The 25,010-nt window shown below is 62.2% G+C and carries 24 protein-coding genes and 1 other RNA gene; 10 read left to right on the forward strand and 15 right to left on the reverse strand.

Annotated features, from left to right (window positions below):
* Positions 1 to 101 precede the first annotated feature (101 nt).
* Positions 102 to 785: a hypothetical protein gene (locus CVE41_RS04140; protein WP_100259516.1), complete on the forward strand. Its 684-nt coding sequence runs from the start codon at positions 102 to 104 to the stop codon at positions 783 to 785.
* 45 nt (positions 786 to 830) lie between these two features.
* Positions 831 to 1,199 (forward strand): GtrA family protein, encoded by a 369-nt coding sequence (locus tag CVE41_RS04145; RefSeq protein ID WP_157799390.1) that lies wholly within the window; start codon positions 831 to 833, stop codon positions 1,197 to 1,199.
* Between the two features lie 80 nt (positions 1,200 to 1,279).
* Here the strand turns inward: CVE41_RS04145 and CVE41_RS04150 are convergent, their stop codons facing one another.
* From CVE41_RS04150 to CVE41_RS04165, 4 genes are read right to left on the reverse strand one after another with little or no spacing between them, the layout of a single operon-like run.
* Complete coding sequence (locus tag CVE41_RS04150) at positions 1,280 to 1,882, reverse strand: ABC-type transport auxiliary lipoprotein family protein (RefSeq protein WP_232725787.1); 603 nt, start codon at positions 1,880 to 1,882, stop codon at positions 1,280 to 1,282.
* Positions 1,879 to 2,826, reverse strand: coding sequence for an MlaD family protein (locus CVE41_RS04155; RefSeq protein ID WP_100259518.1), 948 nt, complete (start codon positions 2,824 to 2,826; stop codon positions 1,879 to 1,881). Before CVE41_RS04155 ends, CVE41_RS04150 begins: the two co-directional genes overlap by 4 nt.
* Before the next feature lie 3 nt (positions 2,827 to 2,829).
* Positions 2,830 to 3,726, reverse strand: a complete 897-nt coding sequence (locus tag CVE41_RS04160) for an ABC transporter ATP-binding protein (protein WP_100261364.1) — start codon at positions 3,724 to 3,726, stop codon at positions 2,830 to 2,832.
* Complete coding sequence (locus tag CVE41_RS04165) at positions 3,726 to 4,835, reverse strand: ABC transporter permease (protein WP_100259519.1); 1,110 nt, start codon at positions 4,833 to 4,835, stop codon at positions 3,726 to 3,728. The genes CVE41_RS04160 and CVE41_RS04165 overlap by 1 nt, the downstream gene beginning before the upstream one ends.
* Positions 4,836 to 4,938: 103 nt before the next feature.
* Here CVE41_RS04165 and CVE41_RS04170 point away from each other — a divergent pair, with 103 nt between their 5' ends.
* Together CVE41_RS04170 and CVE41_RS04175 are read left to right on the forward strand one after the other, a co-directional pair.
* Positions 4,939 to 7,851: a valine--tRNA ligase gene (locus CVE41_RS04170; protein ID WP_198507712.1), complete on the forward strand. Its 2,913-nt coding sequence runs from the start codon at positions 4,939 to 4,941 to the stop codon at positions 7,849 to 7,851.
* Positions 7,852 to 8,031: 180 nt separating this feature from the next.
* The gene (locus tag CVE41_RS04175; RefSeq protein WP_100259521.1) at positions 8,032 to 8,766 is read left to right on the forward strand and encodes a 7-carboxy-7-deazaguanine synthase QueE; all 735 of its coding nucleotides are present in this window, start codon (positions 8,032 to 8,034) and stop codon (positions 8,764 to 8,766) included.
* A 125-nt stretch (positions 8,767 to 8,891) separates the two neighbouring features.
* Here the strand turns inward: CVE41_RS04175 and CVE41_RS04180 are convergent, their stop codons facing one another.
* From CVE41_RS04180 to CVE41_RS04200, 5 genes are all read right to left on the reverse strand, one after another.
* Positions 8,892 to 10,895, reverse strand: a complete 2,004-nt coding sequence (locus CVE41_RS04180) for an ATP-binding protein (RefSeq protein ID WP_232725788.1) — start codon at positions 10,893 to 10,895, stop codon at positions 8,892 to 8,894.
* Positions 10,896 to 10,993: 98 nt separating this feature from the next.
* Entirely contained in the window at positions 10,994 to 11,704 is a 711-nt protein-coding gene (locus CVE41_RS04185) for a TIGR02186 family protein (RefSeq protein WP_100261366.1), read from the reverse strand.
* Positions 11,705 to 11,739: 35 nt separating this feature from the next.
* Positions 11,740 to 12,645 carry a sulfite exporter TauE/SafE family protein gene (locus tag CVE41_RS04190; protein WP_100259522.1) on the reverse strand — a complete coding sequence of 302 codons (906 nt, stop codon included), beginning with the start codon at positions 12,643 to 12,645 and terminating at the stop codon, positions 11,740 to 11,742.
* Positions 12,646 to 12,691: 46 nt separating this feature from the next.
* Positions 12,692 to 13,813, reverse strand: coding sequence for a hypothetical protein (locus CVE41_RS04195; protein WP_100259523.1), 1,122 nt, complete (start codon positions 13,811 to 13,813; stop codon positions 12,692 to 12,694).
* Positions 13,810 to 15,246 carry a glycosyl transferase family protein gene (locus CVE41_RS04200; protein ID WP_100259524.1) on the reverse strand — a complete coding sequence of 479 codons (1,437 nt, stop codon included), beginning with the start codon at positions 15,244 to 15,246 and terminating at the stop codon, positions 13,810 to 13,812. Before CVE41_RS04200 ends, CVE41_RS04195 begins: the two co-directional genes overlap by 4 nt.
* Before the next feature lie 45 nt (positions 15,247 to 15,291).
* On the opposite strand from CVE41_RS04200, the gene nhaA reads away from it, so the two are divergent.
* Positions 15,292 to 16,521: a Na+/H+ antiporter NhaA gene (nhaA, locus tag CVE41_RS04205; RefSeq protein WP_100259525.1), complete on the forward strand. Its 1,230-nt coding sequence runs from the start codon at positions 15,292 to 15,294 to the stop codon at positions 16,519 to 16,521.
* A 10-nt stretch (positions 16,522 to 16,531) separates the two neighbouring features.
* Here nhaA and CVE41_RS04210 read toward each other — a convergent pair whose 3' ends face one another.
* Both CVE41_RS04210 and CVE41_RS04215 read right to left on the reverse strand, forming a co-directional pair.
* Positions 16,532 to 16,969, reverse strand: a complete 438-nt coding sequence (locus CVE41_RS04210; RefSeq protein ID WP_100259526.1) for a VOC family protein — start codon at positions 16,967 to 16,969, stop codon at positions 16,532 to 16,534.
* A gap of 83 nt (positions 16,970 to 17,052) precedes the next feature.
* Positions 17,053 to 17,802, reverse strand: a complete 750-nt coding sequence (locus CVE41_RS04215) for a TorF family putative porin (protein WP_100259527.1) — start codon at positions 17,800 to 17,802, stop codon at positions 17,053 to 17,055.
* Between the two features lie 267 nt (positions 17,803 to 18,069).
* Between CVE41_RS04215 and CVE41_RS04220 the strand changes: the two genes are divergently transcribed.
* The gene (locus CVE41_RS04220) at positions 18,070 to 18,861 is read left to right on the forward strand and encodes a metallophosphoesterase family protein (protein ID WP_100261367.1); all 792 of its coding nucleotides are present in this window, start codon (positions 18,070 to 18,072) and stop codon (positions 18,859 to 18,861) included.
* 18 nt (positions 18,862 to 18,879) lie between these two features.
* Here the strand turns inward: CVE41_RS04220 and rnpB are convergent.
* From rnpB to CVE41_RS04240, 4 genes are all read right to left on the reverse strand, one after another.
* Positions 18,880 to 19,298: RNase P RNA component class A (gene rnpB / locus CVE41_RS04225), an RNA gene on the reverse strand.
* Positions 19,299 to 19,361: 63 nt separating this feature from the next.
* Positions 19,362 to 19,997: an N-acetylmuramoyl-L-alanine amidase gene (locus tag CVE41_RS04230; RefSeq protein ID WP_100259528.1), complete on the reverse strand. Its 636-nt coding sequence runs from the start codon at positions 19,995 to 19,997 to the stop codon at positions 19,362 to 19,364.
* An 86-nt stretch (positions 19,998 to 20,083) separates the two neighbouring features.
* Positions 20,084 to 20,743: a histidine phosphotransferase family protein gene (locus tag CVE41_RS04235; protein WP_100259529.1), complete on the reverse strand. Its 660-nt coding sequence runs from the start codon at positions 20,741 to 20,743 to the stop codon at positions 20,084 to 20,086.
* A 37-nt stretch (positions 20,744 to 20,780) separates the two neighbouring features.
* Positions 20,781 to 21,176, reverse strand: a complete 396-nt coding sequence (locus tag CVE41_RS04240) for a Mov34/MPN/PAD-1 family protein (protein ID WP_100259530.1) — start codon at positions 21,174 to 21,176, stop codon at positions 20,781 to 20,783.
* 16 nt (positions 21,177 to 21,192) lie between these two features.
* Between CVE41_RS04240 and CVE41_RS04245 the strand changes: the two genes are divergently transcribed.
* The 4 genes from CVE41_RS04245 (at position 21,193) to CVE41_RS04260 (ending at position 24,938) form a co-directional block, all read left to right on the forward strand.
* Positions 21,193 to 22,137 (forward strand): RluA family pseudouridine synthase, encoded by a 945-nt coding sequence (locus tag CVE41_RS04245; RefSeq protein WP_100259531.1) that lies wholly within the window; start codon positions 21,193 to 21,195, stop codon positions 22,135 to 22,137.
* Between the two features lie 122 nt (positions 22,138 to 22,259).
* Positions 22,260 to 23,165: an RNA polymerase sigma factor RpoH gene (gene rpoH, locus CVE41_RS04250; RefSeq protein ID WP_177201865.1), complete on the forward strand. Its 906-nt coding sequence runs from the start codon at positions 22,260 to 22,262 to the stop codon at positions 23,163 to 23,165.
* Between the two features lie 69 nt (positions 23,166 to 23,234).
* The gene (gene mtgA, locus CVE41_RS04255; RefSeq protein ID WP_100259532.1) at positions 23,235 to 23,903 is read left to right on the forward strand and encodes a monofunctional biosynthetic peptidoglycan transglycosylase; all 669 of its coding nucleotides are present in this window, start codon (positions 23,235 to 23,237) and stop codon (positions 23,901 to 23,903) included.
* A gap of 96 nt (positions 23,904 to 23,999) precedes the next feature.
* The gene (locus CVE41_RS04260) at positions 24,000 to 24,938 is read left to right on the forward strand and encodes a cation diffusion facilitator family transporter (RefSeq protein ID WP_100259533.1); all 939 of its coding nucleotides are present in this window, start codon (positions 24,000 to 24,002) and stop codon (positions 24,936 to 24,938) included.
* Positions 24,939 to 25,010 lie beyond the last annotated feature (72 nt).

Below are 25,010 nucleotides of genomic sequence, written 5' to 3' on the forward strand. Positions count from 1 at the left end.
AAGACCGACGCACGAAGATTTCGCTGGTCCGTGAAATGATTGGACCGGCAACGACTTTCTGCGGTATCATTGCCTTGTCGCAATGAAAGTATGGGTCCGAAATGAAAGCATGGTTCACACGGCGTTATCTGGACCTACTTGGTTCGATCTACATTTATAACGAGCATCGCGGGTATACCGCGCTTGATCGGGTGCTGGAGGCGGTACGCACGAAACACCCGGAAGCAAAGGAACTGATCGCCGCCGTCGAAAAGCATCGCGCGGACGAGCGTAAGCACTACACCATGTTCAAGCGCTGGTTCGAGCTGCAGGGCACCATGCCTATCGCGCTCGACCGGACCTTTGGCCATATCGACCGCTTCATCGAGATCACGTTTGGAACCTCGATCGACAATCTCGATACGGACGCGATCATTGCCAGCGACGAACTGTTCGAGAGACTGTGCAGGGTGATATCGCTGACCGAGAAGCGTGGGCTCAAACAGGTCGAAATCCTGCTCGAGCACCCTCTCGTGAAACAGGACAAGGCCCTACACAAGATATTCCAGGTCGTTCACATCGACGAGCCCGATCACTTTCTGCCTTATGATAAGTGGCTCGCGGAAAATTCGCGCCGGATGCCCAATGCGTGGGAGCGGTGGATCGACCGGATGATCCACTCCGAATTGCTGTTCATCAAGCTACCGCTGCTGTTCTTGTGGTTTGGTGCTCCGCGTCGCACCGAATGGCGTGATGCGGGCGAAAACAACCCCCAGCCAAGGCCGCGTACGGCACTGTCTGCCTGACTTCTGAAAATGCTGGCTCGATTCTTCACGCGTCGCGCGGGCGGGATGCTTTGGCGCAATACAGTCGTAAGCACCGGCGTCTTCCTGGTCGGACTTGGCGTACTCTGGCTTCTCGTCGAAAAAGCAGGCGTCGATCCCGTCGTGGCGACGGCGATCAGTTTCCTGATTGCCAATTCGATACACTATATTTTCGGACGGACCTGGATATTCGCCGGGTCGGACAGGGCCGTCTCGACCGGATATGTCCTGTTTCTCGCCAATGCGATGGTCGGGCTTATCGTGACTGTGGGCCTTTTCTGGGCGCTGACGCACTGGACACCGATGAACTATCTCGTCGCAAGGGTCGTGGTCTCGATATTCGCCGGTCTGGCGGTCTTCGCGCTCAATGCTGCACTGAACTTCCGGCAAATTTGAGACCGAAGATCAGGGCTTGATGCGGTCGCAATAGAAAGCCCGCAATCAGGTCGTTTGCAGCCGTTCCAAGGCCTTCCGACCTATCCAACCCACTCCGCGACCTGCACCGCGACATCGTTCGCGGCGCGGTTCAATGCGGGACCGACGCCCTGGACGTCGGGCGTCACGCCCGGCACCACGGCTTCAAAGCGGCGGGTTTCGACTGCGCTGCCCTCGCCTGCGCGCACGGCGTCGAAGACGACCACCACGCTGGAGGTCGAGGCGTCGTAGCCGAACTGGCGCAGCGTGCCCGAGATGCGGTTGACCGCCATTGCGCCCGGATCGTCACCGTCGACGACCACGCGACCCGACTGCGTGCGGATGGTTTCCGCGATCAGGCGGCGGAACAGGCGGGCGGGTTTTTCCACCCACACCGCATCCTTGAGATAGGCGAGTTCGGTGGCGTTCACCTGAACGGGCACGCGCGTCACGTCGAGCGCGGCCGGGGCTTCGAACTCGGTCAGCGCAAGGGCCGTGCCCGCATCGCTCGACCCGCCGGTCCCGGCAGGCGCGGTGGCCGTGGGCGTCAGGGTCAGCAGGCTTTCGGGCGGTTCGGCGCCGAAGCTGATGCAGCCGCCCAGCAACAGGGCCGGGGCAAGGATGGCGAGGGTCTTGGTCATGGTCATCGCGCGATCCCGTCTCATGGTTCGTATTCCGGCAGCGGCTGGCTGGAAAGCAGCGAGCCTGCGCCCTTCTCATCGATCTTTTCGGTCACGCTGCGCAGCGCCTTGCTGGTGGCGCGCAGGTCGCGCAGCGTCGCTTCGGCGGCGGGCAGCGTGCTTTCGGTCAGCTGCTTGGTCGCCGGGCGCGCTTCTTCGAGCGTCTGTTCCAGCGCTTTCGCCGCGCCGCCAGCCGAAGCCAGCGTCTTGCGCAGTTCCTGCGCCAGCTGCTCGCCCTCGGTATTGATCAGACGGTCGGTGGAGGCCGTAACCTTTTCGAATTCGTCCAGCGCTTCGGCCGCTTCGCGTAGGGTGACCTGCAGTTCGGCCATGGTCCGCTCGATCTGCGGGGCCGTTTCGGCAAGGCTGCGCGTCATCTGGTTGGTATTGGCGAGGATACCCGCAATCTCGCCCTGGTTTTCCTCGTCCAGCAGCTGTGTCAGGCGTTCGGTCAGCGTCGCCAGCCGTTCGAGCAGCAGCGGTGCGTTGGACAGCAGCGCGTTCAGGCCCCCGTCCTGCGGCGGGATGATCGGCACGCCTTCGGTGCAGGCCGTGGTTTCGCAAGTGATGGGCGGCGCACCGCTGCGCGCGCCATCCAGCAGGATAGTCGAAACGCCGGTAAAGCTGCCCTGGATAGTCGCGGTGGTGCCGACCAGGATCGGCACTTCTTCCTTCACGCTGATGCGCACGCGGACGAATTCCGGGTCCTTGTCCCACAGCACGATCTGGTCGACCTGCCCCACGGGAACGCCCGCAAAGCTGACCTGGCTACCATTGGCGAGCCCGGCGACCGACTGCTTGAAGAAGATGTCGTACTCCTTCTGGGCGCCTTCGCCCCAGCGTGCCAGCCAGACGATGAAGAGCGCAAGCGCGGCCAACACGGCCAGCGTTACAGCCCCCACCCAGATGTAATTTGCCCGCGTTTCCATTGGTTAGGCCTTATCCTTGCCCGGAGGCGTTTTGTCCAACGCTTTGACCGCGTGTGCGGCGATCGGCCGGTCCATGTGCCGGCGCAATTCGTCGAGCGCCTGCGCCGTCAATGCGGCGCGCCCGCGCGGTCCGTTGAAGTATTCCTGTATCCAGGGGTGATCGAGTTCCATCAGGTTCGGCACCGTGTCGACAGCGATGACCTTCTTGTCGGCGAGCACCGCCACCCGGTCGCAAATCTCGTGAAGCGTATCGAGGTCGTGGGTGATGAGAAACACGGTCAGTCCCAGCGTTTCCTTCAGTTCCTTGGTCAGGCGGTCGAAGGCCGATGCGCCGATCGGGTCGAGGCCTGCGGTCGGTTCGTCCAGGAACAGTAGTTCCGGGTCGAGCGCCAGCGCGCGCGCGAGGCCTGCGCGTTTCTTCATGCCACCCGAAAGCTCGCTCGGATATTTGCTCACCGCTTCTTCGGGAAGGCCGGAAAGCATCACCTTGTAGCGAGCGATTTCGTGACGCAGGTCGTCCGAGATATCGGGGTAGAACTGCTTGAGCGGGACTTCGACGTTCTCGCCCACCGTCAGGGTGGAGAACAATGCGCCGCCCTGGAACAATACGCCCCAGCGATCGCGCACGCCCAGCACCTCGTCGGGCTCTGCCTCCGTGATCGACTGGCCGAACACCTCGATATTGCCACCCGACGGCGGCTGCAGGCCGATGATCGAGCGCATGAGCACCGATTTGCCGGTGCCCGAACCGCCCACGACGCCGAGGATTTCCCCTCGCCGGACCTTGAGGTCGAGATCCTCGTGCACGGTCTGCGTACCGAAGCGGTTGACCAGCCCATCGACGACGATGGGGAAATCGCCGCGATAGCGTTCGTGTTTAGGCTTGCTGGCTCCGGCCATCACGCCCACCCGATTTCAGTGAAGAACACGGCGAAGAACGCGTCGAGCACGATGACGGCAAAGATGGCGGAGACCACGGACAGCGTGGTGCGCTTGCCCACCTCTTCGGAATTACCCTTCACCTGCATACCGTTGTAACAGCCAGCCAGCGCCACGATCAGGCCGAACACCGGTGCCTTCACCATGCCGACCCACAGATCGTATGTCGGCACGACTTCCTGGATGCGGCTCAGGAATGTCCAGAAGGGGATCCCCAGCATGGTCTCCCCGATGACCGCGCCGCCGATGATCGCCATGCACGAGGCATAGAAGCCGAGCAGCGGCATCATCAGCACCGCCGCCAGAATGCGCGGGATGACCAGCGCTTCCATCGGCGAAATACCGATCGTGCGCATGGCATCGATTTCTTCGGTCAGCTTCATCGTGCCGATTTCGGCGGCGAAAGCGCTGCCCGAGCGGCCGGCGACCATGATCGCGGTCATCAGCACGCCCAGTTCGCGCAAGGTGATTCGCCCGACGAGGTTGATGGTCAGCGTTTCCGCGCCGAATTGTGCCAGCTGGACCGCACCCTGCTGGGCGATCACGATACCGATAAGGAAGCTCATCAGGCCGATGATCGGGAGGGCCGAGACACCCACCAGCTCCATCTGGCGGAATAATGCGACCATGCGGAAGCGCCGCGGATTGCGGATCAGCGAACCGGCAGAAATCAGCAATGCGCCGAGGAAACTGATAACCCCGACGATGCCGCTGCGGGCGTTGAAGATCTTCTCGCCCATCGCATCGGGCACCCGGCTCCAGAACGGCAAGCGCGGCGCGCCGAGCTTTTCTTCGCCGCCAAGACCCGAAATCGCGTCCAGCAATCGCTGCGCACGCGAGCTCGCCCCGGTGATTTCCGCATCGTGCTCTGTCGCGAGCGTGCAGGCCAGCCATGCACCTACCGTGTCGATTTCCGACACGCCGGACAGGTCGATCGTGGCCACGTCACTATCCATGCCGCGCAGGTCGTCGTCGATCGAGCCGATCGTGGACACGAGATAGGGCCCGGTGAGCACCAGCGCGGAACCCCCGTCCCCCTCGACGATCTCGAATTGTGCAAGCCCTGTCATTCGGCTCCCCGTATGGGCGGATTTCAGTCGCCAAACAAGCACGTAAGCGCGCGAAGGCTATATCCCGTTGCATCGCACAATGCGCACTGGCATTGGCACCAGCATGACCACCGAGCTTTCAAAGACCTTCGATCCCGCCGATATCGAGCAGCGCTGGTACGCGCATTGGGAGGAAAACGGCCTCTTCCGGCCAGAGCGGCCGGATGCCGAGCCGTTCACTATCGTGAACCCGCCGCCGAACGTGACGGGTTCGCTCCACATCGGCCATGCGCTCGACAACACCCTGCAGGACGTGGTGATCCGCTACGAACGCCTGCGCGGCAAGGATGCGCTGTGGGTCGTCGGCATGGACCATGCCGGTATCGCCACGCAGATGGTCGTCGAACGCCAGATGGAGGCGAAACAGGACAAGCGCACGAATTACTCGCGCGAGGAATTCGTGGGCAAGGTCTGGGAATGGAAGGCGGAAAGCGGCGGTGCAATCACCAAGCAGCTGCGCCGCCTCGGCTGCTCGATGGACTGGTCCAGAGAGCAGTTCACGATGGACGAGCATTTCTCGAACGCCGTGCTCAAGACGTTCGTCGACCTTTACAACGACGGCCTCATCTACCGCGACAAGCGGCTGGTGAACTGGGACGTAAAGCTGAAGACCGCGATTTCCGACCTCGAAGTCGAGACCATCGATGTGAAGGGCGGCTTCTGGCATTTCCGCTACCCGCTGGCGGACGGCGTCACGACGTCGGAAGGCAAGGATTACCTCGTCGTCGCGACCACGCGCCCCGAGACCATGCTGGCCGATATGGCGGTGGCCGTTCACCCCGATGACGAGCGCTACAAATCGGTCGTGGGCAAGGACATCCTCCAGCCGATCACCGGTCGTCGATTCAAGGTCGTGGCCGACGAACACGCTGACCCCGAACTGGGCAGCGGCTGCGTGAAGATCACGCCGGGCCACGATTTCAACGACTTCGACGTGGGCAAGCGCGCAGGCTTCGCTCCTGCCGAAATGCTCAACATGCTCGATGCGGAAGGCAATGTCTGCCAGACCGCCGATGGGCTGGTGCCGGAGGAATTCCTCGGCCTGCACCGCTTCAAGCGTGCCAAAGAAGATGGGGGTGTCGACGGCGCGCGCGAGCTGGTCGTGGCGCGCATGAAGGAACTCGGCTTCCTCATCCCGCATGTCACCAAGGACAAGGAAGGCAACGAAGTCGAACACGATGCCGAGCCGCGCACCATCGCGACGCCCTTCGGCGACCGCGGCGGCGTGGTAATCGAGCCTTGGCTGACCGACCAGTGGTATGTCGATGCCGAAACGCTCGCCAAGGCGCCGATCGAAGCGGTCAAGGACGGCACCATCGAGATCGTCCCGAAGAGCTGGGAAAAGACCTTCTTCAACTGGATGGAAAACATCCAGCCCTGGTGCGTCAGCCGCCAGCTCTGGTGGGGCCACCGGATTCCGGCGTGGGCAACCCACGAATACCGTCGGGACCCGCACGACAGAGAAAAAGGTAGCTTGATCGCGAAAGGAACGAAGGGGATCTATGTTGCCCTCTCAGAAGATGAAGCGATTAAGCAAGCTCAAGCCGACGCCAATGGGCGGAAAGTTGTTGCTTTTGATAACCTCGAAGATGCAGAGGCGGCTTGGGAGCGCGGTGAACCCGGCTTCTACGACGACGATGTCCTCTGCTTAATTCGCGACGAGGACGTGCTCGACACGTGGTTCTCGTCTGCACTTTGGCCCTTCGCCACGCTCGGCTGGCCAGACAAGACCGACCTGCTCGAAAAGCATTACCCCAACGACCTGCTGATTTCGGGCTTCGACATCCTGTTTTTCTGGGATGCGCGCATGATGATGCAAGGCATGCATTTGACCGGCAAAGCACCCTGGCCGCGGCTCTACCTCCATGGTCTGGTGCGCGCTGCCGACGGGGCGAAGATGTCCAAGTCCAAGGGCAATGTCGTCGACCCGCTCGGCCTCATCGACCAGTACGGTGCCGATGCGCTGCGCTTCTTCATGTCGGCGATGGAAAGCCAGGGTCGCGACATCAAGATGGATGAGAAGCGCGTCGAGGGCTATCGCAACTTCGCGACCAAGCTCTGGAATGCGACGCGTTTCTGCCAGTCCAACGGCATCGGCGCGAGCACCAGCATCGAAGCACCCACCGCCACGCAAGCGGTCAACAAGTGGATTATCGGCGAAGTCGTCGAGACCAAGAATGCGCTCGAACAGTCGATGGCCGATTTGCGCTTCGACGCCGCCGCGAACACGATCTATCACTTCGTGTGGGACCGTTTCTGCGACTGGTATATCGAGCTTATCAAGGGCAATTTCGACGAGGAGACCAAGGCGGTCGCCGGCTGGGCGCTCGACCAGATCCTCGTCATGCTGCACCCCTTCATGCCCTTCATCACCGAAGAGCTATGGTCGAAGCAGGGCGAGCGCGCCGACTACCCGCTGATCACCGCGAAATGGCCCGATCCGCAGGCCGAGGTGGATGCAGGCGCCAAAGCCGAAATCGACTGGCTGATCAGCTTTGTGACTGCTGTTCGATCGATGCGAGCGGAATTAAATATTCCGCCCGGCGCCTTCTTGTCGGCCATCTTCGAGAACGCCGAAGAGCAAACCTACACTCGAATTTCCAACAATCGTGATCGCTTGCAAAGGCTAGCGCGCATCTATGATTTGAAGCCGGAAGGCACTGTACTTCTGAAGCATGGCGCCGGTGAGATTGATGCCGCAGATGAAGTCGCGAAGGGAGCGTCACAGATTGGCGTCGATGGTGTTACGTATACATTCCCGCTCGAAGGCGTGATCGACATCGAGGCGGAAAAGGCGCGCCTGACCAAGGCGATGGACGCCTCCACCAAGGAAGCCAAATCGCTCGAGGGTCGCTTGGGCAACGCCAACTTCGTCGAACGCGCAAAACCCGAGGCGGTCGAAAAGGCCCGCGCCGATTTCGCGCATCACAGCGCCGAGATCGAACGGTTGAAGGCAGCACTGGAGCGGCTGGGTTAGGAAATTTTCCTACCCGGCCCGGCTGTGGCACAAGACAGGCATGAACACCGCTCGCCCCCTAATTCTCCACGCCATGTGTCAACCTGGCCGAGACGCTGCATTTGCCAGCGAATCCAGTGTCTTGATGGCTGTTCCGCCGGGTGACACGGTGTCGCCTTCGTCGCCTTCGGGGATCGCCGGATGGCGCTAGTCCTCGCCACGGACGATACGGGCGGACCTGAAATCTTCGCGTCCGTGCAGGGCGAAGGGCCGAGCGTCGGGCGCCCCGTCGCCTTCATGCGCCTGTCGCGCTGCAACCTTGCCTGCGTGTGGTGCGACACGGCCTACACCTGGCATTTCGAAGGCGACAATCGCCCCCACCGGGACGGCCAGACGTATGATCGCAAAGCCAACCAGGTCACTCTGGACGAGGCCGATGTCGCCGAGCGCATACTGGCGTTGGGGCAGGACCGGCTGGTCATCACCGGCGGAGAACCGCTGCTGCAGGCACCGGCGCTTGCCAAGCTGCTCGATCTGCTTCCGGACATCAGCGTCGAGATCGAAACCAATGGCACGACCAAGGCCCCGGTCCCGCTCGATATCCGCATCGACCAGTTCAACGTCAGCCCCAAGCTGGCGCATAGCGGCAATCCGGCGGACCTCGCGCTGATCCCCGAGCGACTGGACGCTTACGCCACCGACCCGCGCGCCTTCTTCAAATTCGTGATCGCGGAGCCTTCCGACGTGGACGAGGTGCTGGCGCTCCACGAACGCTATCGCTTCCGCTCCGGCCACGTGTTCCTGATGCCCGAAGGCACTGACAGCGAAACGCTGCGCACCCGCGAGAAATGGCTGGCCGATCTATGCCTGAAGCACGGCTTCCGCATGAGCGACCGCCTGCATATTCATTTGTTTGGAGACACAAGAGGGACGTGATTTTGTCGCACCCGCCTCCGCGGGTGCGTCCTCGCTAGACGTGCAGCAAGCTAAACCCGCTGCGGGCGGCCGGTCGGCCTTGCCTCGCCTTCGGCTCGGTCAGATCGCCAGCCGCGAGACCCTCACTAACCCTGGCTGCGCCACCGCTGGACGGTCCGCTGGACGATGTCTTCCTCGCCGCCGCTCTGGCTCCACATCTCGACGAAGCTCGGGTCTTCCGAAGCCGGGCGCTTGACCTCTTCGAGATTGTCGAAGCTGACGCGGATCGGAATGGCGACACCCTCGCCGCAGATGATGCACTCGCGGTTGCGGAGCGCGGGAATGGCATCGAGGAAACCGCGTGCGCCTTCGGGCATCGCGGCGCGCACGAAGTCCTGGTCGCGGTCGTTGTTGAGACGCATGGAGATGATCGTACCGCACTGCGACAGCACGCCTTCGGCAAGGTCGGACGGACGCTGCGTGATGAGGCCAAGGCTGATGCCGTACTTACGACCTTCCTTCGCGATGCGCGACAGGATGGTGCCGACAGAGTTGCCGTCGGCGTTCTTCTCGCTCGGCACGTAGCGGTGCGCTTCCTCGCAAACGAGGAGGATCGGTGTGGTCTTTTCCTCGCGGCCCCAGATCGCAAAGTCGAACACAAGGCGGCTGAGCACGGCAACCACGGTCGAGGTGATGTCCGAAGGAACGCCCGACACGTCGATGATCGAGATCGGCTTGCCGCCAGCCGGCATGCGGAAGATCTTGGAGATGAAGTCGGCCATCGTGTCGGCGACGAGCATGCCGGAGAACATGAACTGGTAGCGCGGGTCGGTCTTGAGCTCTTCGAGCTTGTTCTTGATCCGCATATACGGCGCGGAGTTTGTCGCTTTGTCGAGCTTGCCCATCGCGTCCTGGATCGCGTTCGACAGGTCCGAAAGCAGGTACGGAATGGGCGAATCCACGGTGATCTTGCCCATTTGTTCGGCAAGCCGGCTCTTCTGGCGTGCCTTGAGCAGGCAGCGTGCAAGAATGTCCGCGTCGATCTGGCGGTCGTTGCCGTTGCTGGTGAGCAGGACTTCGCAATGCTCTTCGAAGTTCATGATCCAGTACGGCATCTGGAGGTTCGAGACGTCAAGGATGACACCGGTCTGGCGGAACGCGGAAGCGTATTCGCCGTGGGGGTCGATCATGACGATGTGACCCTCGGGCGCAGCCTCGCAGATACGGTGGAGGATCAGGGCCGCACTGGTCGATTTACCCGTACCGGTCGAACCGAGCAGGGCGAAGTGCTTGCCCAGCATCGCATCGACGTAAATGCCGGCGCGGATGTCCTTGGTCGGATAGACCTTGCCGATGGTGACAGCGCTGCGGCCATCGCTGGCGTAGACCTGCTTCAGGTCGGCGGTGCTGGCGGGATAGACCAGCGCGCCCGGCACCGGGTAGCGGGTCACACCGCGACGGAAACCGTGGAGCCTGCCGGTCAGCTTTTCTTCCACGCCTTCACCGAGGAAGTCGATATTGGCGAGGATGCTGCCCGCCTTGCGGTCGCGCTTCTGGTTGCGGACGCTCGCGAGAAGCCAGCTGTTGCCGACGCGAATCTTGATCTGCGAACCAACCTGGCCAGCCATGGCGACCGACGGATCCTTGTCGTCGGCGCATTCCGTAAGGCGCTGCAAGTCGACGGCCACCTGCGATCCGGAACCCGCGATTTCGAGAACCACGCCGATGGGCTGCGTGGCGTTGTCGCTATCGCCTATCTGCTCGGGCTTTTCCTCGGGTCTCGCCTGGACTTGGGCGGGGGCGGCGGCAGGTGCCGGTGCGGTCTCTGCCCTTGGTGCAGGCTGCGGAGCGGGACGCTCGGCCTCTTCCTGTCGGGGTGCGGGCTCATAGTCAGATTGCGGTGCGACTGCATCCTGCGGAGCAGCCTGCCCGACGCTGGAGGGCGAATACTCGACTTCAGGCTCCGGCTGAGGCTGCGCTTGGGGTTGGTGCACATAGCCCGAGCGCGACGCGGAGGCAGCGGGCTGCTGGGCCTGTTCGGACCGGCGGATGCGGTCGCGCAGGCTGTTGCCGCGCGGCTGCGGCGGCTCCGCGCCGTCTTCCTTGGCCGGGTCGAAAGTCCGGAAATTGCCCTTGCTCATGTCGTTCATAACTCGGCCCACATCCCTCGTGCAGATCTCGCAATATTGCAGGGGTGGAATGCCGCAGAACGGTTAAAATCGCGTCAACGATGAAAGGGATTGTCGCCTCACAGGCGGGCGAACAAGCGTCCTGCGCCCCAGCCCATCCCGACCGACAGGAGCACTGCGATCAGGCCGTAAGCGAGGCCCCACTGGTTCGCGCTGTCCTCGACGAAACGCTCGAAACCGACTTTCTTTACTTCGACCTCCGAGACAGCTGAGGCGATCACGCGTCCGCGTGTCACGGCAAAGGTCTCGGCCGTATAGGTGCCGGTGGTCACATTGGACGGCAACTCGATGCGGGCCTGGTAGAGTACGCTCTCGCTGATCTGCACACCGCCGAAATCCTCGCGGTAGAGGCCAAGCCTGCGTTTCAGGTCGACCAAGCCTGCAGCGAAACGGCGTTGCTCTTCCGGATCGAACGAACCGCTGGGCGACAGCTGGATGTAGTCGGTACCAAATTCGTAGATCGCGGCCGTCTTGTCGTCGACGATCTCGGTGATCGGGCGCGAGGAAGCGACAGCGAAATAGCTCGGCACAGAGCGGAAATCGGTGCTCTCCGCATTGACCCAGACCCCGATGAAGCGCTCTTTCTCGCGCAGGCGGATGGGCTCGCTCGGTCCCTTCAGGACGACGACGATGTCATAGTCCTGCCCTGCGCGCCCCGCAGGATCGAGAACCGCGCCGAACAGCAGCAGTTCCTGCCCCACGAAGCCCTGCCTGACCTGCACCTCATGCTGCGAGACTTCCGGCACGAGGACCGGATCACGCTGGCCCATCAGGAAGAAGGCTGCGAGGAAGAGGAGCGCCGCCCTCACAGCGGGTAGACCGTGTAGATTTCATCGGGCCGGTAGAAAAGGCCGAGAAACATCCGGAAGGCGACCAGCAAGACGATCGCGGCGAGGACGAGCCGTAGTGCCTCCGGCTTGGCCTTGACCGCGAATTGCGAACCGATCTGCGCGCCCGACACCGATCCCAGCAGCAGCAGCGCGACCAGCACGATGTCGACTGCCCGGGTCGTGAGCGAGTGCATGATGGTGGTCGCAATGGTCACGAAGAGGATGTTGAACAGGCTGGTGCCGACAACGACATTCGCACTCATCCCGAGGATGTAGAGCATGGCAGGCACGAGGATGAACCCGCCGCCAACACCCATAAGCATGGTCAGAATGCCGACGACGATGCCCACGATCAAGGGCGCGAGCGGCGAGATATAAAGCCCCGATCCGTAGAAACGCCACCGGAACGGCAGGCTGGCGACGAGCGGGTGATGACGACGCCGCGCAGCCTGTGATCCGCCCGTCCCGCGCAGTGTCTGGATAGCTTCCTTCGCCATCAGCAGGCCGATCGATCCCAGAAGGACGACGTAGAGTGCGTTGATCACCACGTCGATCTGGCCGATCGAGCGGAAGAAATTGAACAGGAGCGCCCCGAAGCCAGACCCGATCACGCCACCGCCGATCATCACCGCACCCATGCGATAGTCGACGCCGCGCCGCTTGGAATGGGCGAGAACACCGGAAACGCTGGCGCCGGTGACCTGGGTCGACGCCGATGCAGCGGCTACCGTCGGCGGAATGCCATAAAAGATCAGCAACGGCGTGGTCAGGAAGCCGCCGCCCACGCCGAACAGGCCGGACAGGATGCCCGTCAGCGCACCGAGCGCGACGATAACCAGTCCGTCGACGGACAGGTTTGCAATGGGGAGATAGACATCCATTGCGCTGCCCTATCGCAGCGTTACTCTCTATTAAAGCTGAACCGTGTCAAAAGCCCGTCGAAAGCGTGAATGCGGGTCCGTTCCCGGGTTCGGCATCGCCTGCGACACGGATCCGGTAGTCGAGCGAGACGCGTGCGGAAAACTCGCCCAAGCGCACATCCGTGCTGGTGGTCGGACCCACGTCTACGCGGCTCGCGCCTTTCTGGGCACCGCCCCATACACCGGCTCCCACGTTAAGATCGGCGCTAACCGCAGAAAGGTCGAACTGCGCCACTTCTCGACCTGCAACGGCCAGACCGTCGGCAAAAGCGCTCGCATTGCGACCAGCGACATAGCCCGCCTGGCCATATCCGCGCAGCACGAGACCGAGCGGAAGATCACTGCGCTCGAACCCCGCAGTAGCAAAAACGGAGGGGCGCACTTGCGCGCTTCCCTGCCGCTGGGACAGACGCGCCTCTGCGTGAAGGGTCACCGGCACATCAGCGATCGGACGAGCGCGCAGTCCGAAAGCGGCCTCGGTTTCTCTGGGCTCGCGCAGCGCCGCATTCGCTCGCAGATAAAGCGCCGGGTCGTGCGCGGAAGCGGAAGACAGACGATAGGAAAGGACACCGCCGAGCTGGCTTCCCCCGTAAGTTGCAACAGGCCCCCTGCTTGCAAACGCCGCCTTGCCTTCCCCGCGAAGCAACAGCCATCCGTCGAAACGCCAGCGCTTGCGATCCTCGCGCGCCGACTGCGGAAGCTGGATTTCTCCGCGCTCCACCCGGGCATTCTTGTCGAGGGCTTCGGCAACACTGGCCGGCATCGGCAGGCGAGACATTGCAGCCATCCAGACGATGTTGTGGCCGGTCATGGTCCGTCCGGGCGCGAAGACCGGTAAGGTTTGGGCGCTTGCCGGAAGGATTGTGGGCGGCGGGGCGGCAATCGGCACGGGTACCGCCCAATCCGGCCCCTCTCTCCGGGCGGCTTCGGCTCGTTCTTCGTTGGCGGGCATGGCGCGCAGGTCTGAAATCGCGGCCATCCGCTCGTGTGCCGGCGTACCCAGTGAGCGCAGGATTTCCTGTGGCCAGGGGTTTTCCCAGGTCGCCAACCTCAGCGTCATCCACCCGCCCAACAGGACGAGCAGGAACACCAGCGGCTGCCCGCGCCTTTGCACTGCAGAAACGCTCATGCGTAGGCTGCCGTCGGAAGCGCGAGCGAGGGATGATCGTGATGCTGTGTCTTGTCCCAGACCAGCGGAGCCCCGCGCAGGCTGCGCCAGTACGCTACAAGCGCGCGGCGTCCGCTCATGATCGCGATGACATTGGAAACGACAACCCGCGGGATCGCGATCATGCCCTGTTTCAATCCATACTCGCGGCCGGTGAAGAGCGCGCGCATGGCGAGCCGCCAGATCAGTCCCGCCATGGTGAACACAAGGAGGGCCCGCAGCAGTGGGGAAGGTTCGAGCGGAGCGATCAATCCAGCCGTAGTGGAAAGCTGCGATACCGCAGCCCAAAGAACCAGCGCATAGGCGACGGCGAGAACGAGCGCCGCCATCGGCCCGCGCCTGTCGCGCAATGTCATCCAGCGCTCTATCAGCGAGCCGCGCCAGCCGAGGCGATCCCATCCCTGTAGCGCGATGCCGTGGGTCCAGCGGGTTTTCTGGCGGACGGCGGCCGAAAGGTCGGAAGGGAAGAACGCCCGCGTCGCGACGAGCCTGCCTTCAGTGGTCCTCGCCCTCAGGAAACGGCCCGTACCGCCCAAGGCACCGATCCGCTGACCAAGCTCATAGTCTTCGGTGAGCGATGCTGATGCGAAAGGCTCGCCCGCGTATCGTTGCGCCAGGCGATCCAGCATCGGGCGCCTGACCGCGGAGCCGACACCTGCGCCGGGCACAGATACGCCGAGCGCATCGCGTACGACCATCGCCTTGGCGTGCGATTCAGCGAACTCGTCGGAATAGTGGCCCGCAATCCAGTGCGAGTCCGATTGCGGTAGGGCCATGACCGGAAGCTGCACGAAATCGTCCTGCCAGATCGCCCGGTCGAGCAGGACCAATGCAGCCGGATCGACCATGTCTTCCGCATCGTGCAGCACGACCATGTGTGCCTTGATGCGCAGGCGCGCCTCGTCTTCGCAGAGCGCCCGATAGAGGCGATTGAGGCAGTGCGCCTTGCTGGTCGGACCGTCCTCGCCGACGATAACCACGCGGATCCGGTCGTCGTTGCGCGCTGCCACTGCCACCGAGGCGATCGTTGTCGGGTCGTTACGATAACAACCCACATAAATGCGCACGTCGTCCTGCGGCCAACACGCAAGCGCATGGGCCACAGTGGGCCCGATCACGGCATCTTCTTCCCACGCAGGGATGAACACGGCGGCCATGCCGGAAAGGTCCTGGACGGCGTAACCCCTTCCTGGAACCTCGACCGGTTTCGCCCTGCCCGTCAGCCTCAACCATGCATAGGTGAGGTCGACCGCAAGTTCGTCGATCAGTCCAATGGCGAAAAACACCGCGGCTAGCAGCAGCAGCTCGTGCTGAAGCAACGCAAGCCATTCGGCAGACGTAAATTGTGCGACCGGCAACCCTTTATCCCCCTGTCGCTTTCCTAACCTGCACATTCGCCCCTTGCAACGCACGATGCTTTGCGAAAGAGAGCAGGCGCTATGAGTAACCGCCCTTCACCCATCCGTCTCGTGTTTGCCCCGGTCCGCGCCCTCTTCGTCAGCGATGCGTCTGCCGGGATCCTGCTGATCCTCGTCGCCATCGCTGCAATGCTGGCGGCCAATTCCGCCTTGGCGGAGGACTATCACCACCTGTTCCATGGTGAGTTATTCAGCGCCGACGTGTTCAAGCTGAACACGCTGCACCTGTGGATCAACGACGGGCTGATGGCGATCTTCTTCTTCGTCGTCGGCCTCGAGGTGAAGCGCGAGTGGATCGAGGGGCAGTTGTCCGACAACGACCAGCGCAAGATGCCGGTCCTTGCCGCTGCAGCCGGGATGGTTTTCCCGGCCTTGGTTTATCTGTTCTTCGTCAATGCCGAAGGCGCTGGCGAACTGACGCGCGGCTGGGCGATCCCGGCAGCGACCGATATCGCCTTCGCGATGGGCGTGCTGGGCCTCTTAGGAAGCAGGGTTCCTGCATCGCTGCGCCTGTTCCTTCTAACCGTCGCCATCGTCGATGACATTGGCGCCGTGCTGGTAATCGCGCTGTTCTACACGGCCAATCTGAAGGTGATGTGGCTTCTCGCCGCCGCGGTGGTCGTCGGCATCATGATGGCCATGAACCGTGCGCGCATTTCGGCTTATACGCCGTTCATCGTGATGGCGCTCGTGCTGTGGTTCCTTGTGCTGAATTCGGGTGTGCACGCCACCATTGCCGGCGTGGTTGCAGCGCTGACCATTCCGATGCGCGGCAAGGACGACGACACCATGCTCGAACATCTGGAGCACGGTCTTGCGCCCTGGAGCGCCTATCTCATCGTGCCGGTCTTCGGCTTCGCCAATGCAGGCGTTGAAATCGGTAACCTCGGCATGGAAGGCATTATCGCGCCGCTGCCGATTGCGATCGCCGCCGGCCTTTTCTTCGGCAAGCAGGTGGGCATCCTGTCGGCTATTTATGTGGCCGACAGATTGGGCTTCGCGCCGCGCCCGGATGGCGCAAGCTGGACGGAAATCTGGGGTGTCTCGATCCTGTGCGGAATCGGTTTCACGATGTCGCTGTTCATTTCCGGCCTGGCATTCGCCGGAAACGCGCTACTGATCGAGGAAGCCAAGATCGGTATCCTGATGGGCTCGTTCGTCTCGGCAGTCGTCGGCTATACGATCCTGCGGATGACGACCGACCACCCCGAGGACGAGAAGTCGCCTTACCTCGATAAGGCAGACCTCTAGGCCGACAGGCTTACCAGGTGCCGGTATTGGGCATACTGGCCCATGGCTCGGCTGGTTGCAGGTATCCGTCCTGCAGCAGCTCGATGGAGATGCCATCGGGCGTGCGCACGAAAGCCATGTGCCCGTCGCGCGGGGGACGATTGATGGTGTGGCCCGCATCGACCAGCCGCTGGCAGGTCTCGTAGATATCGTCGACTCGGTAGGCGAGGTGGCCGAAATTGCGGCCGCCCTCATAGTGTTCCGCATCGCTGCCGTCTTCGGGAGGCCAGTTGTAGGTCAACTCGACCTCGGCCACGCCCTCTTCGCCCGGAGCTGCGAGAAAGATGAGCGTGAAACGCCCTTGCTCGCTTTCCTTGCGGCGCACTTCCTTCAGGCCGATGAGTTCGAAAAAGGCGACTGTGGCGTCAGGGTCGCTGACGCGGATCATCGAATGAAGATATTGGGTCATGGCGGGCCATTAGGCCATGTCCGGCGCAAGGAAAAGGGGCGCGCTCTCGCGAACGCGCCCCATGCCGTTTCCCCCAGTGAGTTCTAGAAACTGGCGGTCACGGTTCCCACGATCGCATCGTCGGTAAAGCCGTCGATAGAGGGACCTTCGACACCGACATACGAAATGCCGACTTCGAGCGGGCCGGCCGCATAACTGGCACCAATCGACCAATCGAGACCGCTGTCGTCCGTATCGCCAGCGAGCAGCGGCGGCGCGAGTACGCCGTCGGTGTAGCCGAGGTGACCGGTTACAGTCAGCGGAGTTCCGGGCAGGCCGGTGCTCAGGTCGGTGTAGACATACAGGTTGTCGTCCCCGCCAAGCGAATCCTGTTCCCAGGCGTAGGCGGCACCCACGGTCGCTTCTGCCGGACCGAGATTGAAGCCGATCGAGGCATAGGGCTCCCAGTAATCGGTATCGAGACCAAGTTCTTCGGACGGGTAGAGATAATACAGCAGGCCGACATCGACGCTGACACCTTCGCTCAACTGACCCGACCAGCCGCCGTAGATGTCGAATTCCATCTCGCCATAGGACGGACCGCCGTCGATCGAGGACGCCCAGACACCGGCATAAAAGCCGCTGTCATGCGCCACATCTAGACCACCCTGGATTGCAGGATCCCCGCCGGACAGCGAGACGCCGCGGAAGCGGTAGTCAGTCACGAGCGAGACATTCGCCGAAACGGTTACGCCGTCGGCATCGGCTTCGTCCTGCGCGAGAGCGGGGGAAGAAAGGCCGCATGCAAGAGCGGCGAGCGAAACGGCCAGTCGGCCGCGAAAGGACGTGAGCATATTCGAACTCCTTAGGTTCGGTTTGGTGCTTCGTCCCACCTGCGTTTTCGCCGGGTCCCGATTTTTAGGAAGGGCTCCTCGGTCGAAATCGAAATGATCGTGCAGCAAGCCACGATTCGGCGCAAGATTACTTGCTGAACTTTTCGCTATCGCAACATCAAGCGTGGCTATTGTGCAACTGCGAACGCGTTAAGCTGCGGCTCAGCGCTTGCCGCTATATAGGCGGTGCACTAGATGCGCACTGGCTACAAAGCCGCCCGAGAAACGATGATCCAGTCCCTACGCAACCTCTTTCGCAATCCCGACAAGGCCCGCCGCATCGCGCGCGTGCCCGATGGCGAGCGCTGGTATGTGATCGGCGACATCCACGGAAGGCTCGACCTGCTCGAAGCCTTGCAGGCGGCCATCGAGGACGACGACGCCAAGGCGGGCGCGGCAGACACGACGGTCGTCTTCCTCGGCGATCTCGTCGACCGTGGCCCCGACAGCGCAGGCGTCATCAAGCTTGCCCGCAAATGGGGCAAGAAGCGCAAGGTCCGTTATCTTGCGGGAAATCACGAAGAAATGTTCCTCGACAGCTTCAAGGACAAGGAAACGCTGCGGCACTTCCTGCGTCATGGCGGGCGCGAGACCGTGCTCAGCTACGGCGTGAAGAAAAAGGAATATAATCGCATGCAGCTCGAAGAGGTGCAGAAGGCGATGCAGCAAGTGGTCCCCGCCAAAGACCGCGAATTCCTCGAAAGTTTCGAAGAGATTATCGTCGTGGGCGATTACGTCCTCGCCCATGCCGGGATCAATCCCAAGCGCGCCGTGGACGACCAGAAGCGCAAGGACCTGCTGTGGATCCGCGACCGCTTCCTCGCCCACGAAGAGCCGCTCAGCCATGTCGTGGTCCACGGCCACACGATTTTCGAAGAGGTGGAGGACAACGGTAACCGCGTCGGGATCGACACGGGTGCATTCCGCACCGGCCGCCTGACTGCCCTCGTTCTCGAAGGCGACAGCAGGCGAACCATCCAGGCCGCCCAGGCCGAAGATGGCAGCATTACTACCTCGTAATTCGCAAGTTCCGTTAAAAGCGCCAGGGGGCCTGTAAGCCGGGTTCTGTCTCCGCAGACGGTATCCGAAACCGGACCGTATCTGCAGCGGCAGCCATTCGTCTGGGCCGCGGATCGCTCCGTGGCTCAAGCAGCCAACCCGGGCGGTCGCAGCTGTTACACTCGGGGCGAAACACCCCGGCCCTCTTGCGAGAGCGCGCCACCCCTATTCGGCCTTGCTCCGGGTGGGGTTTGCCATGCGGGCGCTGTTACCAGAACCCCGGTGCGCTCTTACCGCACCCTTTCAGCCTTGCCTGATCTCCCGAAAGAGCCATCGGCGGTCTACTCTCTGCGGCACTTTCCCTACGGTTGCCCGCGGCGGGCGTTACCCGCCACCCTCGTTTCGTGGAGCCCGGACTTTCCTCGGATGCGAACACCCGCGGCTGCCCGGCCCCCTGGCACGCGCTCGTATAGGGTGGGAAATGAGCGAGGGGAAGCGCTCACTTCCCGGCGAAATGCGTCCTAGCGAGCCACGCCGCGGTCGCGATCGAGCAGCAGCTGGAAGAGGATCGCCCTCACCTCGCCGTCGATCTCGCCATCGATCTTGCGCGGACGCCAGCGGCGCTGGAAGGCTTCGACCGCCTTGTGCCCATCGGTGATGTCGTATCCGAACCGTTCCAGCGCGAGATAGAACGCACCGTCGTTATCGAACGGGTCGCCTAGTTCGATCTTAGGTGTCGGCAGGCACAGCCCGTACTCGGCCAGCCTTTCCCACGGGAAAAGCTCGCCCGGATCGATCTTGCGCGCCGGAGCGACGTCGGAATGGCCGACGACGTTGGCCCGGGGAATGTTATGTTCCTTCACCATGCGCGCGACCAACGGCACAAGCGCTTCGAATTGCGCCTCCGAAAAGTCGCGATAACCGTGCAGGTGGCCGGGGTGATCGAGTTCGATCCCGATGCTAGCGGAATTCACATCCTTGTGGCCACGCCAGTAGGAAAGGCCTGCGTGCCAGGCGCGTTTCTCTTCGGGAACGAGACGAGTCACCTCGCCCGCTTCGGAAATGAGGTAATGCGCGGAAACCTTGGCTTCCGGATCGCACATACGCTCCAGCGCGACGTCCGCACTCGTCATCTCCGTATAGTGGATGACCAGCATGGAAATGGGCAGGCTGCGTTCGTCGAAATTGGGTGAGAGACACTCGCGATGGACGAGTTCGTCTCCGGTCGGGCCTCCTTGGGCGCTCAACCGATCAGACCTTCGGGTTCGGGCAGGACCGCGCCGAGCACCAGGGCCTCGTCGGTGCGTGCGTACTGCAGACCGCCGCCCGATTCCTCTGCGAGCAAGGCGATCATGTGCGCAGCGGCAGTGCGGCTCGACAGTTCGGAGGAAGGGAGGCTGCCTTCGATTGCCTTGCCGATCGTTTCATCGAAGGCGATCTTGGAACCCGTGGCGCGCACCACGATTTCGCAATTGCCGTCGCGCACCTCGGCGCCGACATCCAGCGTCCCGCCCCGCACCAGTGCATCGATTGCGATCTGGGCGAAGTTGAGCAGGACTTTGACGGAAGGCTTGGAAAGGTTGGCGGTTTCGATCGCCCAGTTGATCTCGATCTTGTTCTTGTCCGCGACGAGCGCCTCGATCAGCGAGCGCGGCTCTGCCACGTCGACGCGATCTCCGAACCCTCCGGCAGCGCCGAACGCGAGGCGGAAGAATTTCAACTTATTGGTGGAAATCGTCGCGCTCTGCTCGAGCAGCTCCATCACGCTATTGCGCATTTCCGGATCGGTTTCCATTGCCAGCAATTCGAGCCCGTTGCTCAGGGCCCCCACCGGGCTCAACATGTCGTGGCAAAGGCGCGAGCAAAGCATTGCCGCAAGATCGGTGGGATTGCTGTCGGTCATTAAGGCCCCGTCGGGAGTGGAATTTGGTTGCGGTCTTCTAGCGTTCGCGAACCACATAGGGAAGCGCCGTGAAGCCGCCATCCCCTGCCCGCCAAAAGGTGACTCGATCCGACGCGATTATCGCCCATACCGCCCCGTCGCCTGCCGCCATGGCTGCATCTTCCGCCGAAGGGCTCTCGCGGCCGTTGGGGTGCGAATGATAGTATCCCAGGACAGCCGGCCCGCCGTTGCGGGCATCGCGATGGGCGTCGACGAGCTGTTGCGGGTCGATCTCGAAGTGGCGTTCGGGCTGCGGGTGAACGTTGGTCGCCAGACGGACTTCGGTGATCCGTCCGCCTTCTCCCAGCAACACGCCGCAGCATTCGCGCGGATGCGCCGAGGCTGCCTGCGACACCATGGCCTCGACAAGGCGGCTTGAGAGTTCGAGCATCATCGCCCATGGCGATAGCATGTCTTCGCCGGAAATCCTCACTGGAGTGCTGACTTCGCCTGGAAGGCTGGACAAGGCCTTGGCCGAAGCGTCCGGCCTTTCGCGGGAACGGATCAAGTCTCTGATCGCGAATGGCGCGGTGACCATCGGCAAGACCGTGAAGACTTCGGCATCGGCGAAGGTTCAGGGGGTCGAGAACTGGCGCATTGCGCTCCCCGCCCCCACCCCGCTGGATACACCGGCGCAGGACATTCCGCTGGTGATCGTCTACGAGGACGACGATCTGCTGGTCGTCGACAAACCCGCCGGAATGGTCGTCCATCCTGCCGCGGGAAACCAGGACGGGACGCTGGTCAACGCGCTGCTACATCATTGCAGGGGTAAGCTGTCGGGGATCAACGGGGTCGAACGGCCCGGCATCGTCCATCGGATCGACAAGGATACGAGCGGCCTGCTGGTCGTGGCCAAGTCCGATGCCGCTCACGAAGGCCTCGCCGCGCAGTTTGCCGACCACTCGATCACCCGCCGCTACCTGGCAGTTTGCGCGGGTCACCCAAACCCGCCCGCCGGGACGGTTTCAGGACGAATCGGACGCTCCGACAAGGACCGGAAGAAGATGGCGGTGCTGCCCGACACCTCCTCTCGCGGCAAACACGCGGTGACGCATTACGAAACCCTGCGCCTGCTCGATCACTGCGCGCTGATCGAATGCCGACTCGAAACCGGGCGCACTCACCAGGTCCGCGTTCACTGCGCATCAATCGGTCATGCGCTATTAGGAGACCCTGTCTACGGGCGAACTCCTAAGGCCCTGCGAAGCGTGCTCGAAGGTCTACTTTTCGAGCGGCAAGCCCTACACGCTGCACGGCTGGGATTCAGACATCCTATCAGCGGTGAAACCCTGGATTTCCGCGCTGAATTGCCTGCCGATATGCGGGAACTTATCGACGAAACCGCACGTTGAAATCGACGAAAGACAGATGCATTTTTCCGCGGATTGCGGTATAAGTAACCCAGTGGCCCGATAGACCGGATGCCCATCAGGGGTCCGGCAAACGAGGTCGACGCTAGAAAGGTCAGGAATAAGTGAGCAACACCAAATCTTTGAGCGTACCGGCGCTCGGCGGTGAGCAGAGCCTCAACCGCTATCTATCCGAAATCAAGAAATTCCCGGTGCTGACGCAAGAGCAGGAATACATGCTCGCGAAGCGCTATGAGGAACACGACGATCCCGACGCGGCGGCGCAGCTCGTGACGTCGCACCTGCGGCTCGTCTCGAAAATCGCGATGGGTTACCGCGGCTATGGCCTGCCGGTTTCCGATCTGATTTCCGAAGGTAACGTCGGCCTCATGCAGGGCGTCAAGAAGTTCGAAGCCGACCGCGGCTTCCGCCTCGCGACCTATGCGATGTGGTGGATCAAGGCCAGCATCCAGGAATACATCCTGCGCAGCTGGTCGCTCGTAAAAATGGGTACAACGGCCGCGCAGAAGAAGCTCTTCTTCAACCTGCGCCGCATGAAGAAAAACCTCGACGCCTACGAGGATACGGACCTTCATCCCGACGATGTGAACAAGATTGCGACCGACCTCGGCGTGCCCGAGCAGGAAGTGATCAACATGAACCGCCGGATGATGATGGGCGGCGACGGGTCGCTCAACGTCTCCATGCGCAACGGCGAAGAAGGCTCGGGCGAATGGCTCGACTGGCTTACCGACGATCGTCCGCTGCAGGACGAGACGGTTGCCGACGCGGAAGAAAAGGAAGTCCGCCACGAAATGCTCGTGGAAGCGATGGACAGCCTCAACGACCGCGAAAAACACATCCTTACCGAGCGTCGTTTGACGGACAATCCGCAGACGCTCGAGGAGCTGAGCCAGGTCTATTCTGTCAGCCGCGAACGCATCCGCCAGATCGAGGTCCGGGCTTTCGAAAAGCTGCAGAAAGCGATGAAGGCGATCGCTGGCGAAAGGCTTTTGCCGGGCGCTGCCTAAGGCAGGAAGAAATGACATCGAAACGGCGCGGGGCTTTCCTCGCGCCGTTTTTATATCCAAGGGCAATCCATGCGTTTTCTCGTCCGCTTCCTGTTCAAATTCCTGCTCGGCTTCGTCGCGCTCAGCCTTCTGCTTGTCCTGACGTTCAAATTCGTACCCGTGCCGGTAACTGCAACGATGGTGATGAACGGTGACGGGATCACCAAGGATTGGGAGCCCCTGTCGAACATCGACCGGAACCTGGTGCGCGCGGTAATCGCGGCGGAAGACGGCAAGTTCTGCACGCATGACGGCTTCGACCGGGAAGCAATCGAGAAAGCGATCGAACGGAACGCACAGGGTGGCCGTATCCGCGGCGGATCGACGATCAGCCAGCAGACCGCGAAAAACGTATTCCTGTGGCAAGGCGGAGGCTACTTTCGCAAAGGGCTGGAAGCCTGGTTCACTGTCCTGATCGAGAACATCTGGGACAAGCGCAGGATCATGGAAGTCTACCTGAACGTCGCGGAGACCGGCATCGGCACTTACGGCGCCGAAGCGGGAGCGCAGCGTTATTTCCGTAAGTCGGCGGCGAGCCTCACGCCGCTTGAGGCAGCACGCATGGCCGCTGCCCTTCCGCTGCCGCAGGAGCGCTCCGTGACAAATCCCGGCGGCTGGCTGCGCAGGCACGGCAACACCATTTCGGCGCGCATTGGCGTGGTGGCGCGAGACGGGCTCGACAGCTGCATTTACGAATAGCGTCTTCCTGCTGGCAGGATATCTCGCTGTAATGTTTGCCTTTCGAGGCCAGTGATGGTCTGAGGGCAGGAAGAAACGCAAGGAAGGCACCGGCACTTGGGCATCGGCCACAGCCACGATCACGCAGGCGGGCATGACCACGATCATTCCGGGCATGGGCATTCCCATGCGCCGAAGGATTTCGGCCGCGCATTCCTGATCGGCATAATCCTCAATACCGGCTTCGTCATAGTCGAGGCGGTGTACGGCTGGATCTCCGGCTCGATGGCGCTGATCGCAGATGCCGGTCACAATCTTTCCGACGTGTTGGCGCTGCTCCTGGCCTGGGGGGCCAGCGTCGCTGCCAAGCGCCCCCCGAACGAGCGGTTCACTTATGGCTACAAGAGCTCGACCATTCTCGCAGCTCTCGCCAATGCGGCACTGCTGCTGATCGCGATCGGCGCCATCGCATTCGAGACCGCGCATCGCATTTCCAATCCCCAGCCGGTCCAGGGCATGACCATGGTCATCGTCGCGGGTATCGGCATCGCCATCAACACCGGCACGGCGCTTCTCTTCCTGCGCGGGCGAGAGCACGACCTGAACATCCGCGGCGCGTTCCTGCACATGGCAGCTGACGCGCTGGTGAGCCTGGGCGTCGTCCTCGCCGGAATCGCCATCCTCTTTACCGGCGCCCTTTGGGTCGATCCTGCGGTGAGCCTGCTCATCGTGGCGGTGATCGCCTGGGGCACGTGGGGGCTGCTAAAGGACAGCGTCGCGATGAGTCTGCTGGCGGTGCCGAAAGGCGTTTCAGAGAAGGCCGTGCGTGGTTACCTTGCCGAGCTCGACGGGGTGGAGGCCGTCCACGATCTTCATATCTGGCCGATGTCGACCACAGAGACCGCCCTTACAGCGCATCTGATTATGCCGGGCGGCCATCCGGGCGATGGATTCCTCTCCGAAGTCGCGGGCGAGCTGGAACATCACCACAGAATTCATCACGTAACGATCCAGATCGAGAAAACACGGTCACAGAGATCGAATTTCTGCGTCTAGAAAACCGCAGAATTTAGCCGTTTCTCCGGAACGTCACCTGTCCCGACCGCTTATGTCACTGGACGGGCAGAA

This window comes from Qipengyuania seohaensis (genome assembly GCF_002795865.1).
Taxonomy (GTDB): domain Bacteria; phylum Pseudomonadota; class Alphaproteobacteria; order Sphingomonadales; family Sphingomonadaceae; genus Qipengyuania; species Qipengyuania seohaensis.

Bases quoted from the DNA above. Each gene is read 5' to 3' on its own strand.
- CVE41_RS04140 (WP_100259516.1), top strand. From the start codon at position 102: ATGAAAGCATGGTTCACACGGCGTTATCTGGACCTACTTGGTTCGATC.
- CVE41_RS04145 (WP_157799390.1), top strand. From the start codon at position 831: ATGCTTTGGCGCAATACAGTCGTAAGCACCGGCGTCTTCCTGGTCGGA.
- CVE41_RS04150 (WP_232725787.1), bottom strand. From the start codon at position 1,882: ATGAGACGGGATCGCGCGATGACCATGACCAAGACCCTCGCCATCCTT.
- CVE41_RS04155 (WP_100259518.1), bottom strand. From the start codon at position 2,826: ATGGAAACGCGGGCAAATTACATCTGGGTGGGGGCTGTAACGCTGGCC.
- CVE41_RS04160 (WP_100261364.1), bottom strand. From the start codon at position 3,726: ATGGCCGGAGCCAGCAAGCCTAAACACGAACGCTATCGCGGCGATTTC.
- CVE41_RS04165 (WP_100259519.1), bottom strand. From the start codon at position 4,835: ATGACAGGGCTTGCACAATTCGAGATCGTCGAGGGGGACGGGGGTTCC.
- CVE41_RS04170 (WP_198507712.1), top strand. From the start codon at position 4,939: ATGACCACCGAGCTTTCAAAGACCTTCGATCCCGCCGATATCGAGCAG.
- CVE41_RS04175 (WP_100259521.1), top strand. From the start codon at position 8,032: ATGGCGCTAGTCCTCGCCACGGACGATACGGGCGGACCTGAAATCTTC.
- CVE41_RS04180 (WP_232725788.1), bottom strand. From the start codon at position 10,895: ATGAACGACATGAGCAAGGGCAATTTCCGGACTTTCGACCCGGCCAAG.
- CVE41_RS04185 (WP_100261366.1), bottom strand. From the start codon at position 11,704: ATGGGCCAGCGTGATCCGGTCCTCGTGCCGGAAGTCTCGCAGCATGAG.
- CVE41_RS04190 (WP_100259522.1), bottom strand. From the start codon at position 12,645: ATGGATGTCTATCTCCCCATTGCAAACCTGTCCGTCGACGGACTGGTT.
- CVE41_RS04195 (WP_100259523.1), bottom strand. From the start codon at position 13,813: ATGAGCGTTTCTGCAGTGCAAAGGCGCGGGCAGCCGCTGGTGTTCCTG.
- CVE41_RS04200 (WP_100259524.1), bottom strand. From the start codon at position 15,246: ATGTGCAGGTTAGGAAAGCGACAGGGGGATAAAGGGTTGCCGGTCGCA.
- nhaA (WP_100259525.1), top strand. From the start codon at position 15,292: ATGAGTAACCGCCCTTCACCCATCCGTCTCGTGTTTGCCCCGGTCCGC.
- CVE41_RS04210 (WP_100259526.1), bottom strand. From the start codon at position 16,969: ATGACCCAATATCTTCATTCGATGATCCGCGTCAGCGACCCTGACGCC.
- CVE41_RS04215 (WP_100259527.1), bottom strand. From the start codon at position 17,802: ATGCTCACGTCCTTTCGCGGCCGACTGGCCGTTTCGCTCGCCGCTCTT.
- CVE41_RS04220 (WP_100261367.1), top strand. From the start codon at position 18,070: ATGATCCAGTCCCTACGCAACCTCTTTCGCAATCCCGACAAGGCCCGC.
- CVE41_RS04230 (WP_100259528.1), bottom strand. From the start codon at position 19,997: ATGCTGGTCATCCACTATACGGAGATGACGAGTGCGGACGTCGCGCTG.
- CVE41_RS04235 (WP_100259529.1), bottom strand. From the start codon at position 20,743: ATGACCGACAGCAATCCCACCGATCTTGCGGCAATGCTTTGCTCGCGC.
- CVE41_RS04240 (WP_100259530.1), bottom strand. From the start codon at position 21,176: ATGATGCTCGAACTCTCAAGCCGCCTTGTCGAGGCCATGGTGTCGCAG.
- CVE41_RS04245 (WP_100259531.1), top strand. From the start codon at position 21,193: ATGTCTTCGCCGGAAATCCTCACTGGAGTGCTGACTTCGCCTGGAAGG.
- mtgA (WP_100259532.1), top strand. From the start codon at position 23,235: ATGCGTTTTCTCGTCCGCTTCCTGTTCAAATTCCTGCTCGGCTTCGTC.